The following is a 13,724-nucleotide window of genomic DNA, read 5'->3' as shown; positions in this document are numbered from 1 at the left end:
TTTTTTATCTGTCTTCAGTTACCCCAGTCCGGCATCGGCATCGCATCGACCGGGATCGGCGCGGTGTCGTCGGCGTCCTTGCCGCGCGCATGCTTGCCACGCAGGTCGTTTTCGATCTGATAGTTACGGCGCTGCAGCCATGCGTCGCGGGTAAGGGCGTACTCGTCAACGGCGTTGTCGCGGATGTCGTCCAGCGCCATCAACTGCGATCGCATGTCCACCAGCTGCAGACCTTGAAGACCAATTCGGACCTTGTCTTCTTCGATGGTCCGGATCGGCGAGAGCGGGATGTCGCCCGCCAAACCGAACACGTCGCGCACGGTCCGCGGGCCGAAGAAGGGCAGCTCCACATAGCGCGAGCCGCGCCAGCCCCAGGCACCCAGGGTCTGGCCGAAGTCCTCGCTGCGTCGCGGCACCATCGCCTTGCTGGCAGGATCAAACAAGCCACCCAGGCCCAACGTGGAGTTCATCAGGAAACGACCCAGGCTGTCCCAAGCATCATCCGGACGGCCCTGCAGCAGCTGGTTGGTGATCGTCACCGGCGCGCGCAGGTTGCTGAAGAAGTTGGTGACACCGGTACGCGCAAAACGCGGAACCACGCGCGTGTAAGCGGTGGCAAGCGGTCGTGCCACGGCGCGGTCGACCACGTTGTTGAAACTGTGCACCTTGCGGTTGAAGGGTTCCCAGGGGTCATAGGCAGCACTGCCGCCTTCACTGCCCTCCGCCGTCGGGGCGGGACCGCCGTACAGCGCGGCGAAGTCGTCCTCGGCATTGGTCGGCGCGGTGCCGGTGGTGGCCGCCGGATCGGTGCTGGCCTGCGTTGCTTCGGTGGCCGTGTCGACGACGGTCTCGGCCGGTACCGCATCGGTGTTGGCGACATCGGCAGCCGGTGCCGCCGCAGGGGCGACCTCGACGCTGACCGGTGCGCTGTCGCGTGCGGGCTTGCCGGCACAGGCGCTCAGGACCAGCGCCAGCACAAGGAGGGGGAGGGTGCGTATGACGTTCATGTCAGCTCGCCGCAGAAAGGGCATGGAAATCCAGGGTAGGTGCCAGCCGGTAGGCGGCACTGAGGTCGGTGAAACCGTCCGGGCTGCCGACGATCGTCAGCGTTGTCCCGTTTGCACGCAGGCGTGCGGCCAGCTCGGCCAGCAGCGCCAGACCGGCGCTGTCGAGCCGGCTCACCGCCGCCAGATCCACCTGCTGCACGCCGTCCAGCGCGGTCAGCGAGGGCCACAGGGCCGTCACCGCCGCGCGGTCGAGCGGCCCGCTGAACACCAGCGAGCTGCCGTTGCGCTGCACGCTGGCGCTGTTACTTGCCACGCGGGGCCTGCCCGGCCTGCATGCTGCCGTTGCGCAGTTCGGTGGCCACCTGCTGGATCGACTTCTGGCGCAGCGGGGCGTCGAACTGGGTCTTGAAGGTCTGCACGTAGGAGATGCCTTCGATCATCACATCGAAGATCTTCCACTGGCCGTTGACGTTGCGCATCAGATAGTCGACCGGGGTCGGCTCGCTGCCGGCGCGGATCAGCTCGGTGGACACGCGCACGCCGCGGTTGCCCGGCAGCGGCGACTCGCTCTTCAGGCGGAAGGTCGGCTTGCCCTGGATCTCGAGCAGGGCCGAACCGTAGCGCTGCATCAGGTTGTCGGCCATCGCATCGGCGAACAGCTTGACGTCGGCATCGGACGCGCCGCGGCCGTGCACGCCCAACACCAGGCGGGCGGCGTAGTCGCGGTCGAAGGTCTTGTTGAGCTCGCTGTTGATGAAGTCACGCAGCACGGCCGGGTTGGCCCGCAACTCGGTGCGGCGCTGCTGCAGCGAGGTCAGGATGCGGGTGCTGGCATCCATCACGGCCTTGCTGGCCTGGCCCTGCTGGGCGGCGGCGGCAGCAGGAGCGGCCTGGGCGAAGGAGAGCGAGGGCGTGGCGGCGAGCAGAGCCGAGGCCAGCAGCGCCGGGATCAGGGTCTTTTTCATGGTTGCGGTTCCGTTGCAGGCGCGGGCGCGCCGTTGCCATCGTGGGAGTCAGCGCCACCGGTGTTGGCCGGACCGCTGAACATGTACTTGCCGACCAGCTGCAGCAGGTCCACCGCCGGCTGGGTGAAGACGATCTCGTCGCCGGACTTGAGCACGTCCGGATCTCCGCCCGGCTGCAGTCCGATATAGCTCTCGCCGAGCAAACCGCTGGTGAAGATGCCGGCCGAGGTATCGGCGGGCAGATCCTTGAATTTGCCGTCGAGCTTGAGGGTCACGATCGAGTCGAACTTCTGGGGATCCAGTTCGATGCCCGAGACCTGGCCGATGGTGACGCCGCCGATCTTGACCGGGGCCTGCTTGCGCAGCTGGCCGATCTGGGTGAAGCGCGCCTTGAGTTCGTAGCCGCTGCCACCGGTGCCCCACCGTTGATTGGTGGAGGCCACGGCCAGCACCAGCAGCGAGGCCAGCGCCAGCAGCAGGAACGCGCCGACGGAAAATTCGAGTCTGGGACCGCGGATGGCCATGGGATATCTCACTGTTCTTTGTCAGGTGCCTGGACAGGTGTCCGGGCGGGAAGTCTTTGCGTACCGAAGAGGCGTACCGACCAACGGTCGGTACCTACTGGAACATCATGGCGGACAGCACGAAGTTGAAGACCAGCACCAGCAGCGAGGCGTTGACCACCGCACGCGTGGTGGCGACCGAGGTGCCTTCGATGGTGGGTTCGGCATGGAAACCGACATAGGAGGCCACCAGGGCCGCCGTGCCGCCGAAGATCGCCGACTTCAGCATCGCCACGCCGAAGTCGTCCCAGAAGTCCACGCTGTTGCTCAGCGCCGACCAGAACACGCCATTGTCCAGGCCGAGCACGTGCACGGCCTCGAAGTAGCTGGCACTGATCGCCAGTGAACAGAAGATGCCGGTCAGCAGCGGCACGGTCAGTACCGCCGCCCAGAAGCGCGGGGCAACGACCTTGGCGACCGGGTCGATCGCCATCAGCTCCAGCGCCTTGATCTGATCGGTGGCCCGCATCAGGCCCAGCTCGGCGGCGATCGAGCTGCCGGCGCGGCCGATGAACAGCAGCGCGGTCAGCACCGGGGCCAGTTCGCGGTACAGCGACAGGCCGAGCAGGGTGGACAAGGCATCGGCGGCACCGAAGGTGGTCAGCGTGCGGTAGCCCTGCAGGGTCAGCACCAGGCCCACGAAGGCACCGCCCACGGCGATGATCGGCAGCGAACGTGCACCGATCTTGTAGATCTCGCGGGTCAGCTCGGCCAGGAAATCGGCGGTGGGCAGCGAGCCGCGCAGCACCGTCAGCGAGAACAGGCCGGCGCGGCCGAGCGAGCGGGTGGCGTCAACGAACGGCATCAGGCAACCCTCGCACGCGGTGCGGCATCAAACGGGATCGGGCCGTCCGGCTCACCATGCAGGAACTGCCGCAGCAGCGGGTCCTGGCTGGATTCGAGCGCGGCCGGGCTGCCCTGGAACACGATGCCGCCGTTGGCGATCGCGATCACCTGGTCGCAGATCGGCAGGGTCTCGTGCACGTGGTGGCTGACGATGATGCTGGTCAGCCCCAGGCTGTGGTTGAGGCGCTGGATCAGGCTCATGATCACGCCCGAGGCGATCGGGTCCAGCCCGGTCAGCGGCTCGTCGTAGATCATCAGCGGCGGGTCCAGTGCCAGCGCGCGGGCCAGGGCCACACGGCGCGCCATGCCGCCGGACAGCTCGCGCGGCCAGGCATCGGCAGCGGCCAGCAGGCCGACCGCATGCAGTTTCATCTGCACCAGGCGGCGCAATACGGGCTTGGGCAGGCGGGTGTGGGTGCGCAGCGGCAGGGCCACGTTCTCGGCCACGGTCAGATCGGTCAGCAGGCCGTTGCCCTGCAGCAGCACGCCCACGCTCTTGCGCATCTCCAACAGCGCGCGTGCGCCGGTCGGGATGGGCTGGCCGAACAGGGTGACCTCGCCGGCAACCGGCCGCAGCTCCCCGGTCAGCGCGGCCAGCAGGGTGGACTTGCCACTGCCCGACGGGCCGAGCACGGCCGTGATGCTGCCGCGCGGAACGGTCAGCGAAACGTCGCGCAGGATCGTACGTCCGCCGCGGTCGATGCGGACGTTGGACAACTGCACCAGACTCTCTTCGGAAACCGTCATGAGCGCCATTAACAAAATTCCAACGTTGTAAGATCGTGGTGAACGGCTGAACATAACCGAACTGCACCGTGCAGTATTGTCGCACGGGCAGGTGAGGGCAGTGCCCCGACGGCCATACCGTGGGCTGCAACACAGCGTGTCGGGCCGGCATCGGCCACGGGCGTTTCCACGTCCAGATACCCCTCAGCGCTGCGTTCGTGCGCGGGCTGCGGCACACTCCTGCGATGACCGACGCCGCTTCAGACTTCCGCCTGTACCACTCCAACTCGCTCGATGTGCTGGCCGCCCTGCTGGCCGCGACGCTGCGCACGCCCGTGCCGGGCCAATCGATCCTGGTGCCGGAGGTGGTCCTGATCCCGCAGGTCGCGATGCGCCGCTGGCTGCAATCGACCCTGGCGGCCGAGTATGGCATTGCCGCCAATCTCGAGTTCCTCACCCCCGGTGAGCTGGTCGCCCGCGCCCTCAACGCCAACGTGCCCGGCGAACATGACGATCTCAATGCCGAGGGCCTGCGCTGGGGGCTGTACGCCGCGCTGCGTGACCCGGTGCTGATGGCGCAGCCGCCGATGGCGGCCCTGCAGGCGTATCTGTCCGCGGCCGATCCGCTCAAGCCGTGGGCGCTGGCCGCCGAGCTGGCCTCGGTGTTCGAGAAGTACCAGGCCTGGCGTCGCGATTGGCTGCTGCGTTGGGAGGCCGGCGCAGCACCGAACGACCCGCAGGCGATCCTGTGGCGACATATCGCCAGCGGCAAGCAGTACCGTGCGCGCCGCATCGATGCCTATCTCGCCCGTTTCGAGGGCGCCGGACAACCGCTGCCGCAGGGCCTGCCGGCGCGGGTGTTCGCCTTCGCCACGCTCAACATCTCCCCGGACGTGCTGCGGGTGATGGCCACCCAGGCGCGGGTCGGCACGATGCACTTCTATCTGCCCACGCCCACCCAGGCCTACTGGGGCGATCTGCAGACGCTGGGCGAGAAGCTGCGCAGCGGCGCGCCCGATCCGTTCGGCGAGGCGGCCGGCGAGAACCGCCTGCTGCAGGCCTGGGGCGCGGCGGGCCGCGACTTCATGGCGGTACTGGGCAGCTACGAGGTCGTGCACCCCTCCGGTGAGATTGCCGCGTACGACGATCCCGAAGAGGATGCGCGCCCGGACATGGACGCCGGCGGCCTGTCCGACAGCCTGCTGCATCGTCTGCAGCGCGACCTGTTCCACCGCCGCGGGCAGCCCGCCGGCCCTCTGCGCGAGGCGCTGCGCTACGACGACCCGAGCCTGCAGGTGCATGCCTGCCATACCCGCCTGCGCGAACTGCAGGTGCTGCACGACCAGCTGCGCGGCCTGCTCCAGGACCCGCGCTTCGATCCGCCGTTGCAGGCGCGCGACATCGCGGTGCTGGCGCCGGACATCGACCCCTACGTGCCCTACCTGGAAGCGGTGTTCGGCGGGCGCGGCGGCGGCGATGACCACATTCCCTATGCACTGGCCGACACCAGCCCGCTGGCGGGAGAACCACTGGCCGATGTGTTCGTGCACCTGCTCGGGTTGCCGGTCTCGCGCTTCGGCTTGAACGAAGTGCTGGATCTGCTCGCCAGCGCGCCGCTGGCCGAAGCGGCCGGTCTGGATGCGGCGGCGTTCGACCGCCTGCACGACTGGCTGCAGGCCGCCGGCGCACGCTGGGGGCTGGATGCCACCCATCGCGGCCAGCACCAGGCCCCGGTCGATGATGCCTTCACCTGGCAGTTCGCACTTGATCGCCTGCTGCTGGGCCATGCCAGCGGCAGCGACGGCGATATCGCCGGGGTCGCGCCGTGGCCGGAGCTGGAAGGCAGCGCGCTGGATGCGCTGGACCGCCTGCTCGGCCTGCTGCGGGTGCTGGCGCGCTACCAGAAGGCGTTGGGAGAGGCGATGTCGCCCGGCCAGTGGCGGCAGCGTCTGCTGGCGCTGCTCGATGTGCTGCTGCCGGAGCCCCCGCAGGCCGCCAACAGCCAGCGCGCGCTGGAGCGGCTGCGCAAACTGATCAACGAGTTCGCCCGTGATGCGGATACCGCCGGCTTCGAGGGCGACGTGCCGCCGGAGGTGCTGCGCGCGCATTTCGCCGGCGTGCTCGCGCAGGCCGATACACGTGCGCCGCTGCTGACCGGCGGCGTCAGTTTCGGGCGGATGGTGCCGATGCGCCTGCTGCCGTTCCGGGTGATCTGCGTGCTCGGGCTGAACGATGGCGATTTCCCGCGCCGCGACCCGGCTGCGGGGCTCAACCAGCTCACCGCCGAACTGGGCACCGACAAGCGCCGGCATGGCGACCGCTCGCTGCGCGAAGACGACCGTTTCCTGTTCCTGCAGCTGTTCGCCTCGGCGCAGGACGTGTTCTACCTGAGCTATCTGGGCGCCGATCCGCGCGATGGCAGCGTGCGCGAACCGTCAGTATTGGTCAGCGAGCTGATCGATGCCGCGGCCGAGTACCACCTGGATCCGCCCGCGGCGGCCAAGCGGATGACGGTGCGGCACTCGCTGCAGCCGTTTGCACCGGCGGCATTCGGTGGCGGTGAGGAACCGCGACGTTTCAGCTACCGCCAGCAATGGCACCCGGCCGCCGGCTCGCTTGGCGGCGCACGGCGCGCGCTGGCGCCCTGGTTCGCGCGGCCACTGCCACCGATGGAGAGCGTCGTGGGCGAAGCGGAACTGAGCGTGGATGCGCTGCGTCGCTTCCTCACCGATCCGGCCAGCCAGTTCCTCTCGCAACGGCTCGGCCTGCGCCTGCCCGACGACGTGGACAACGCCGAGGATGTGGAGCCGCTGGTGATGGCCGCGCGCGGTGGCGATACCCTACTGCTGCAGCAGGCGGTGATCCAGGCAACCCTCGACGAGGATGCCGCGCCGCTGTACCCCCGGCTGCGCGCGCGTGCGCTGCTGCCCTCCGGTGCACTGGGCGAGCGTCAGTTCGCGCTGCTGCAGGCGCAGACCGAACCCTACGCACAGGCGCTGGCGCAATGGCAGGCCGGTACTGCGGCCGGCAGCCGCCGCTACGAAGTGGATATCGACGGGGTGCGCCTGCACGGCCGCGTCGATGGCCTGCATCCGCATGGCCTGGTGCGCCTGCGCCCGGGCCCGCTCAATGGCCGCGCCGCGATCCGTCAGGGCCTGGACTGGCTGCTCGCCAACGCCGCCGGCGACGCACAGCCGCTGGTCCAGTTCCACGACGCGGGCGATGACGGGCTAGGCCCGCACACGCTGCCGCCGCTGGAGGCCGAACGCGCGCACGAGGTGCTGCGACGCCTGCTGCAGCTGCGCAGCGAAGGGCTGCGCGCGCCGCTGTTGTATGGCCCGTCCACCGGCTGGGTGCTGTACACCGCCGCCGAGGCCAAGCGTGACGCCGAGGGCCGCGCCAAGTGGCATGGCAGCGACCGCACCTGGGGCGAATCCACCGGCGCCGGCTACCCGCTCGCGCTGCGTGGCCATGATCCGTTCGCCAGCGCGGACAGCTACCGACAATTGCTGCACAACAGCTTCGTGGTGTTCACCGCGGTGCGCGAGGGCCGGGTGTTCCCGGGCTTTGACGAGAAAGGAGCCCTGCGATGATCGACCACGACCTGCTCACCGATCCCTATCTGGCGCTGCCGCTGGAGGGCGTGCGCCTGATCGAGGCCAGCGCCGGTACCGGCAAGACCTTCACCCTGGCCACGCTGTTCACCCGGCTGGTGGTGGAGAAGGGCTGGCGCATCGGCCAGATTCTGGCGGTCACCTTCACCGATGCCGCGACGCAGGAACTGCGCAAGCGCATCCGCGAGCGCCTTGCATTGGCCGCACAGCTGGTCGAGCGCGCGCCGAGCGAACAGGACAGCCCGGAGGTCGTCCTGACCCGGGTGATCCTCCACCGCCAGCTTGCCCTCGGCGAAGAAACACCGGCCGCGCTGGCGCGTCGGCTGCAGACCGCGGCCGACGAAATCGACCTCGCCTCGATCTTCACCATCCATGGCTTCTGCACCCGCGTGCTGCGTGAGCATGCCCTGGAGAGCGGACACACCTTCGATCCGCCGACCCTGCTGCCGAGCGAACGCGCGCTGCACGAGGAACTCGCCGCCGACCTGTGGCGCGTGCATGCCAACGACCCGGCCACGGTCGATGCGCTGACCTGGCTGTGGTCCGCGCCCGAGGCGCTGGCCGGTGATCTCTCCACGCTGATCAAGCCATTGCCGTTGCTGCCAGCGCGGCCAACCCACATCTTCGATGATCCCGCGCCGCAGCTGCGGCTCGCCGCGGCCGCGCTGGCCGAGGCGATCGAAACCCACGCCGAAGACGCGCAGGCGCAGATCGCCGTCGCCTTCGATCGCAAGATCTTCGACGGTCGCCGTGCCAAACGGCCCAGCTTCGACAAGGCCTTCGGCGAGCTGTTCGCCGGCCGCAGCGCGCAGCACTGGCCGCGCGGCGACAAGAGCCACCTGGGCAAGCTGCTGCCAGTGCAGCTGCTGGCCTTCTGCAAGGACGGCATGGACGGCCAGTGCCCGGTCTCGCCGCTGTTCGATGCACTGCAACGCTGGTGGCACGCCGCCGACGCGCGCGAGCAGTGGCTGCGCCAGCAGGCCACCGCGTTCCTGCATGACCTGCGCGATGAGGCGCGTGCGCGCCTGGCCGAGCTCAAGCGGATCGGACGCGTGCAGACCTACGATGACCTGATCGACGGTGTCGCCGATGCACTCGACGGCCCGCACCGCGCCACCCTGGTGCAGCAGCTGCGCGCGCAGTACGCGATCGCGCTGGTGGACGAGTTCCAGGATACCGACGACCGCCAGTGGGGCATCTTCCAGCGCGTGTTCGGCGATTCGCAGGAGACCCGTGAGGCCGGCCTGGCACCGGCGCTGTTCCTGATCGGCGATCCGAAGCAGGCGATCTACGGTTTCCGCGGCGGCGATATCCACACCTACCTCAAGGCCAAGCGCCAGGCCGATGCAGCGCCCGCGCTGGACCGCAACTTCCGCTCGCGTCCGGCGGTGCTGCACGCGATCGAAGCGCTGTACGCCAATGCCGGCGAACGCGCCTTCCTCGAAGCCGACATCGCCTTCGAACCGGTGCACCCCGGCAGCACCCGCGTGGATGCGGATTTCCTGCGCGACGGGATTCCCGCACCCGGCCTGACCGTGCGCGTGCTGCACAACACCGAGGCCGGCGATCTCAAGGCCGATCCCTCGCGCCAGCAGGCCAGCGACGCCTGCGTGGCCGCGATCCACCAGATCCTCAGCGAGGCCCGGCAAGGGCGCGCGCTGCTGCGCGACCTGCCGGTACAGCCCGGCGACATCGCGGTGCTGGTGCGCTCGCACAAGGAGGCCACGCGCATCCAGCAGGCGCTCGGTGCGGTGGGTATTCCCGCCGTTGCTGCAGGCAAGCAGAGCCTGTATGCCACGCCCGAAGCGCACGACCTGCGCCTGCTGTTGCTGGCGCTGCTGCAGCCGGCTGATGAAGGACGGCTGCGCGCCGCGCTGTCGACCGTGCTGCTTGGCGAAGATGCCGAGGCAATCGATGCGCTGGAGCGCGAAGGGGATGCACAACGTTCGTTCCAGGTGCGGCTGCTGGAATGGCGTGAGCGCTGGCAGCGCGGCGGTCCGTTCGCGGTGATCACCGATCTCTGTGCCGAGCACGCCGAGCGTCTGCTCGGCCTGCTGGATGGCGAGCGTCGCTTGACCAACTACCTGCAGCTGGGCGAGCTGCTGCAGCAGGCGGCCGGCCAGACGCTGGGCATGCACGGCCTGCTCGACTGGCTGCAGGTGCAGATGGCGCATGCAGACCAGAACGACGAACAGCAGCTGCTGCGCCTGGAATCGGATGCGCGCCGCGTGCAGATCATCACCCTGCACAAGAGCAAGGGCCTGGAGTATCCGCTGGTGTTCCTGCCGTTCGTGGGCATCGGTGGTGGCGCGCCGAACACCGAGGCCAACTGCACGGTGTACGCCAACGGCCGCCGCGAGCTGCATTGGAAACTGGACAAGGACGACAGCTGGAGCGCGGCCAGCACGCGCAGCGCGCAGGAACAGGAGGCCGAAGACGCGCGCCTGCTCTATGTCGGGTTGACCCGCGCCGAGCACGCGCTGTGGATCGCCGCCGGTGATCTCGCCGGCCTGGCGAAGACCCGCCTGGCACCGATGCTGTCGAACATGGCCGCCCTGCGAGACCACCCGGACATCGCCGTGATCGAAGGCCCGGTGGAGACCCGGCCGGTACAGCTCGCCTTCGAACGCGACGGCGAACTGCCGCCGGTACGCGCGCTGACCCGCCGCGTCCCGCACGACTGGTGGGTGTACAGCTTCACCCAGCTGGCGCATGCCGATGCGGGCCACGACACCGATGCCGCCGCGACTGAAGTGCCGGCCCCCGCCGCCGATGAACCGGCCGGCGTGGACCTCACCCTGGAAGCAGAACAACCGGCCGTGGCCAGCGAAGAGAGCGACCCGCGTTTCATGGGCAGCCGCTTCGGCAATGTGCTGCACGATGCACTGGAAAACACCGATTTCGCGCTGTGGTCCGGCTGGCAGGCCGGGCAGCCGGCACCCGGCGAGGAAGCCGAGGTCCTGCGTGCCTCGCTGCGCGCCGAAGGCTATGCCGAGGAAGATCTGGACGATGGCGTGGGCATGTTGACCGCGCTGGTCGGCCAGACCCTGACCGTGCCCTTGCCGGAAGGCGGCGCACTGCACGATCTGCCGGCCGATGCGCGCCGCGCCGAGATCGAGTTCCACTTCGCGATGCAGCCGACCGCCGTGCCCGCCCTGCTGACCTTGCTGCACGCGCATGGACTGGTGCGTGACCGCCATGGCTTCGGCACACGGCGGCGGCTGGAAGGCCTGATGACCGGCAAGATCGACCTCACCTACGTGCGTGCGGACCGCTGGTACGTGCTTGATTACAAATCCAATCGCCTGCCCGGCTACGACGCAGCCCGGCTGGCCAGCGCCATGCAGCACAGCGAGTACGACCTGCAGGCGCTGATCTACACCGTGGCATTGCATCGCTGGCTGCGCTTCCGGCTGGGTGCGCAGTACGACTACACGCGCGACATGGGCGGCATCCGCTATCTGTTCTGCCGCGGCCTGGATGCAGGCCGCGACGACAGCCCCGGCCTGTACGCGCATCGCTTCGATCCTGCACTGGTGGACGCGCTGGATGCGCTGTTCGCCGGTGGCGAACACGCCCAAGCCCGCATGGCCGCGCGCGCACGGGGGGACGCATGAGCCTGCTCACCACGCTGTACCGCGGCAACGCGCTGCGCACACTCGATCATGCACTGGCGCAGAGCCTGCGCCGGTTGCGCCCGGACACGCCCGAGGCGGTGCTGCTCGGTGCTGCACTGGCGTCGCTGGCGGTCTCGGAAGGCCATGCCGGCCTGGATCCGGGCCAGCCGCAGCGGCTGATCGACGCCGAGATCGAGTGGCCCGCGCCCGAGGGTTGGCTGGCGCAGCTGCGCGCCTCGCCGTGGGTGGAGGTGCCCGGCGCAGACGACGCGGTCGCCGGCGATGCACCGCTGGTGCTGGAGAACGGGCTGCTCTATCTGCGTCGCTATCGCGAATACGAACGTCGGCTGGCGCAGGGCCTGCAACGCATCGCCACCCATTCGGTGGCCGAGGCCGATCCCGGCCGCCTGGCCACCCTGTTTGGCCAGCTGTTCCCGCAGGCGCGCGAGGGCATCGATCACCAGGCCCGCGCCGCCGCCGTCGCGCTGCGCCATCCGCTGGTGCTGGTGACGGGTGGTCCCGGTACGGGCAAGACCACCACCATCGCACGCCTGTTGGTGCTGCTGGCCGCCCAGGCAGTGCAGGCGGACCAGGCATTGCCACGGGTCGCGCTGGCCGCGCCGACCGGCCGTGCCGCCGAACGCATGGCCGAGAGCCTGCGCCTGGCCGTGCAGCGGCTGCGGCTGGTCGGCATCGCGCCGGCCCTGTGCGATGCGATGCCGAGCACCGGTACCACCCTGCATCGCCTGCTCGGGGTAATCCCGGATTCGCCGCGCTTCCGCCATCACGCCGACAACCCGCTGCCGTATGACGTGGTGGTGGTGGACGAGGCCTCGATGATCGATCTGCCGTTGATGACCAAGCTGGTCGAGGCGGTCGCCGATGGCAGCCGGCTGGTGCTGCTCGGCGATCCGGATCAACTGCCCTCGGTGGAAGCCGGCGATGTGCTCAGTGCGATCCTGCGTGCCAGTGGCGATGGCCTGGGCACCCAGGCCGACGACGCGCAGGCATTACGCGTGCTGCTCGCGCCCGACGCGTTGCAACCGGTGGCACCGCCACGCCGGTTCGCGGGCCGGCGCGTGCAGCTGCAGCGCGGCTACCGGCAGACCGACGCGCTCGATCTGGCGCCGCTGGCGCATGCCGTGCGCGAGGGCAACAGTGCCACCGCACTGGCGCTGCTACGCGTAGGCACGCTGGCCGGTGTGCACTTCCACGAGGACCAGAGCGACCCGCTGCAGCATCATCGCGAGCACCTGCTCGGGCATTGGCGTGGCCTCGGCGAAGCCGCCGATCCCGGTCAGGCGCTGGCCAATGCCGGCCGCATCCGCCTGCTCACCGCCGTGCGCGAAGGCCCACAGGGTGCACGCGGGCTCAACGCGCGCATCGAGGCACTGCTGGCCGGTGTGCCGCGGCCGGGCATGGCGCCGGGTTATTTCCACGGTCGGCTGCTGCTGATCACTGAAAACAGCTACCGGCACCGCCTGTTCAACGGCGACATCGGCATCTGCCTGATTGATCGGCACGGCAGCGTCACGGCGTGGTTTCCCGGCGAGACACCGGACCAGCCGCGCGGCTTCCACCCGGGTGCGTTGCCCGCACATGAGAGTGCGTTCGCGATGACCGTGCACAAGGCACAGGGCTCGGAGTTCGATGAGGTCTGGCTGCAGCTGCCGCGACGCGACAACCGCGTGCTGTCGCGCGAGCTGATCTACACGGGTATGACCCGTGCGCGGCAGTCGCTGCACGTGCTCGGCAGTGCGGAAGTGCTGGAGGCCGCGTTGGCGCGGCATGCCAGCCGTCTGTCGGGCCTGGCGGCGCGCCTGCAGGGCGGCCAGGGGGACGCAGTAGCCGACGCCGTCGTGACGGCGCCGGCCCAGGGGCAGTTGTTCTAGCCCCGCGTCCGGTTTTACTCCGGAATCACCACGGTGCCATCGGGGAACACGATGGCGCCGTCACCGCTGACATCGAAGAAGCCCAGCTGGTGGGTGTTGGCCAGCACCTGCACCAGGCCGTGCGCGTTCTCGGCCACCTCGTCATCGAACGAGGCATAGACCACGTGCTGGCCGATGCTGTAGTCGGTCACTTCCGGGCGGTCGTCTTCCTCATCGGACAGCGGGCCGTCCATCGGCGGGTAGTGTTCGGCGAGCGCGGCGAAGAACGCCTGCAGCGCCGGCACCGACACCTTCGGGTCGTCGTAGTCGTGCGTCTCGTTCCATTCGGTCTGCGCGTCATACCACTGCAGGAAGGCCTCGGCCTCGCGCGGGGCGACGGCGGGGTCGAACACCATCAGGTCGTAACTCATCGGAAATCACCTTGATCCATGCGCAAATGCATGCGTCAGGATAGCCCTGATCGGCGTGGGCCGGCCGGTCTGCGGCCAGGCCGG

10 protein-coding genes are annotated in these 13,724 nt (G+C 69.2%); 3 read left to right on the top strand and 7 right to left on the bottom strand.

What is annotated here, in order from left to right; genetic code table 11:
* Positions 1–14: 14 nt before the first annotated feature.
* The 6 genes from K4043_RS15265 to K4043_RS15240 all read right to left on the bottom strand — a co-directional run bounded on the left by K4043_RS15265 (position 15) and on the right by K4043_RS15240 (position 4,128).
* The gene (locus tag K4043_RS15265) at positions 15–1,007 is read right to left on the bottom strand and encodes a VacJ family lipoprotein (protein ID WP_265309830.1); all 993 of its coding nucleotides are present in this window, start codon (positions 1,005–1,007) and stop codon (positions 15–17) included.
* A 1-nt stretch (position 1,008) separates the two neighbouring features.
* Positions 1,009–1,320, bottom strand: a complete 312-nt coding sequence (locus tag K4043_RS15260) for an STAS domain-containing protein (protein ID WP_123730927.1) — start codon at positions 1,318–1,320, stop codon at positions 1,009–1,011.
* Positions 1,310–1,972: an ABC transporter substrate-binding protein gene (locus K4043_RS15255; protein WP_265309829.1), complete on the bottom strand. Its 663-nt coding sequence runs from the start codon at positions 1,970–1,972 to the stop codon at positions 1,310–1,312. Before K4043_RS15255 ends, K4043_RS15260 begins: the two co-directional genes overlap by 11 nt.
* A complete protein-coding gene (gene mlaD, locus K4043_RS15250) occupies positions 1,969–2,496 on the bottom strand; it encodes an outer membrane lipid asymmetry maintenance protein MlaD (protein WP_019183994.1) in 528 nt (175 codons plus the stop codon). The genes K4043_RS15255 and mlaD overlap by 4 nt, the downstream gene beginning before the upstream one ends.
* A gap of 94 nt (positions 2,497–2,590) precedes the next feature.
* Positions 2,591–3,340 (bottom strand): MlaE family lipid ABC transporter permease subunit, encoded by a 750-nt coding sequence (locus K4043_RS15245; protein ID WP_019183993.1) that lies wholly within the window; start codon positions 3,338–3,340, stop codon positions 2,591–2,593.
* Positions 3,340–4,128 carry an ATP-binding cassette domain-containing protein gene (locus K4043_RS15240; RefSeq protein ID WP_019183992.1) on the bottom strand — a complete coding sequence of 263 codons (789 nt, stop codon included), beginning with the start codon at positions 4,126–4,128 and terminating at the stop codon, positions 3,340–3,342. Before K4043_RS15240 ends, K4043_RS15245 begins: the two co-directional genes overlap by 1 nt.
* A gap of 224 nt (positions 4,129–4,352) precedes the next feature.
* On the opposite strand from K4043_RS15240, the gene recC reads away from it, so the two are divergent.
* Genes recC through recD form a run of 3 tightly spaced genes read left to right on the top strand, consistent with a single transcriptional unit; the run spans position 4,353 to position 13,230 of the window.
* Positions 4,353–7,700 carry an exodeoxyribonuclease V subunit gamma gene (gene recC / locus K4043_RS15235; RefSeq protein ID WP_265309828.1) on the top strand — a complete coding sequence of 1,116 codons (3,348 nt, stop codon included), beginning with the start codon at positions 4,353–4,355 and terminating at the stop codon, positions 7,698–7,700.
* Positions 7,697–11,338, top strand: coding sequence for an exodeoxyribonuclease V subunit beta (recB, locus tag K4043_RS15230; protein ID WP_265309827.1), 3,642 nt, complete (start codon positions 7,697–7,699; stop codon positions 11,336–11,338). The genes recC and recB overlap by 4 nt, the downstream gene beginning before the upstream one ends.
* Positions 11,335–13,230 carry an exodeoxyribonuclease V subunit alpha gene (gene recD / locus K4043_RS15225; RefSeq protein ID WP_123730923.1) on the top strand — a complete coding sequence of 632 codons (1,896 nt, stop codon included), beginning with the start codon at positions 11,335–11,337 and terminating at the stop codon, positions 13,228–13,230. Before recB ends, recD begins: the two co-directional genes overlap by 4 nt.
* 14 nt (positions 13,231–13,244) lie before the next feature.
* Here the strand turns inward: recD and K4043_RS15220 are convergent, their stop codons facing one another.
* The gene (locus K4043_RS15220) at positions 13,245–13,640 is read right to left on the bottom strand and encodes a hypothetical protein (protein WP_088435243.1); all 396 of its coding nucleotides are present in this window, start codon (positions 13,638–13,640) and stop codon (positions 13,245–13,247) included.
* Between the last annotated feature and the right edge of the window lie 84 nt (positions 13,641–13,724).

The organism is Stenotrophomonas sp. SRS1 (assembly GCF_026130205.1).
Classification (GTDB): Bacteria; Pseudomonadota; Gammaproteobacteria; order Xanthomonadales; family Xanthomonadaceae; genus Stenotrophomonas; species Stenotrophomonas rhizophila_B.
The sequence above is the reverse complement of the archived record's forward strand: the minus strand, read 5'-3'. Positions and strand labels throughout refer to the sequence as shown.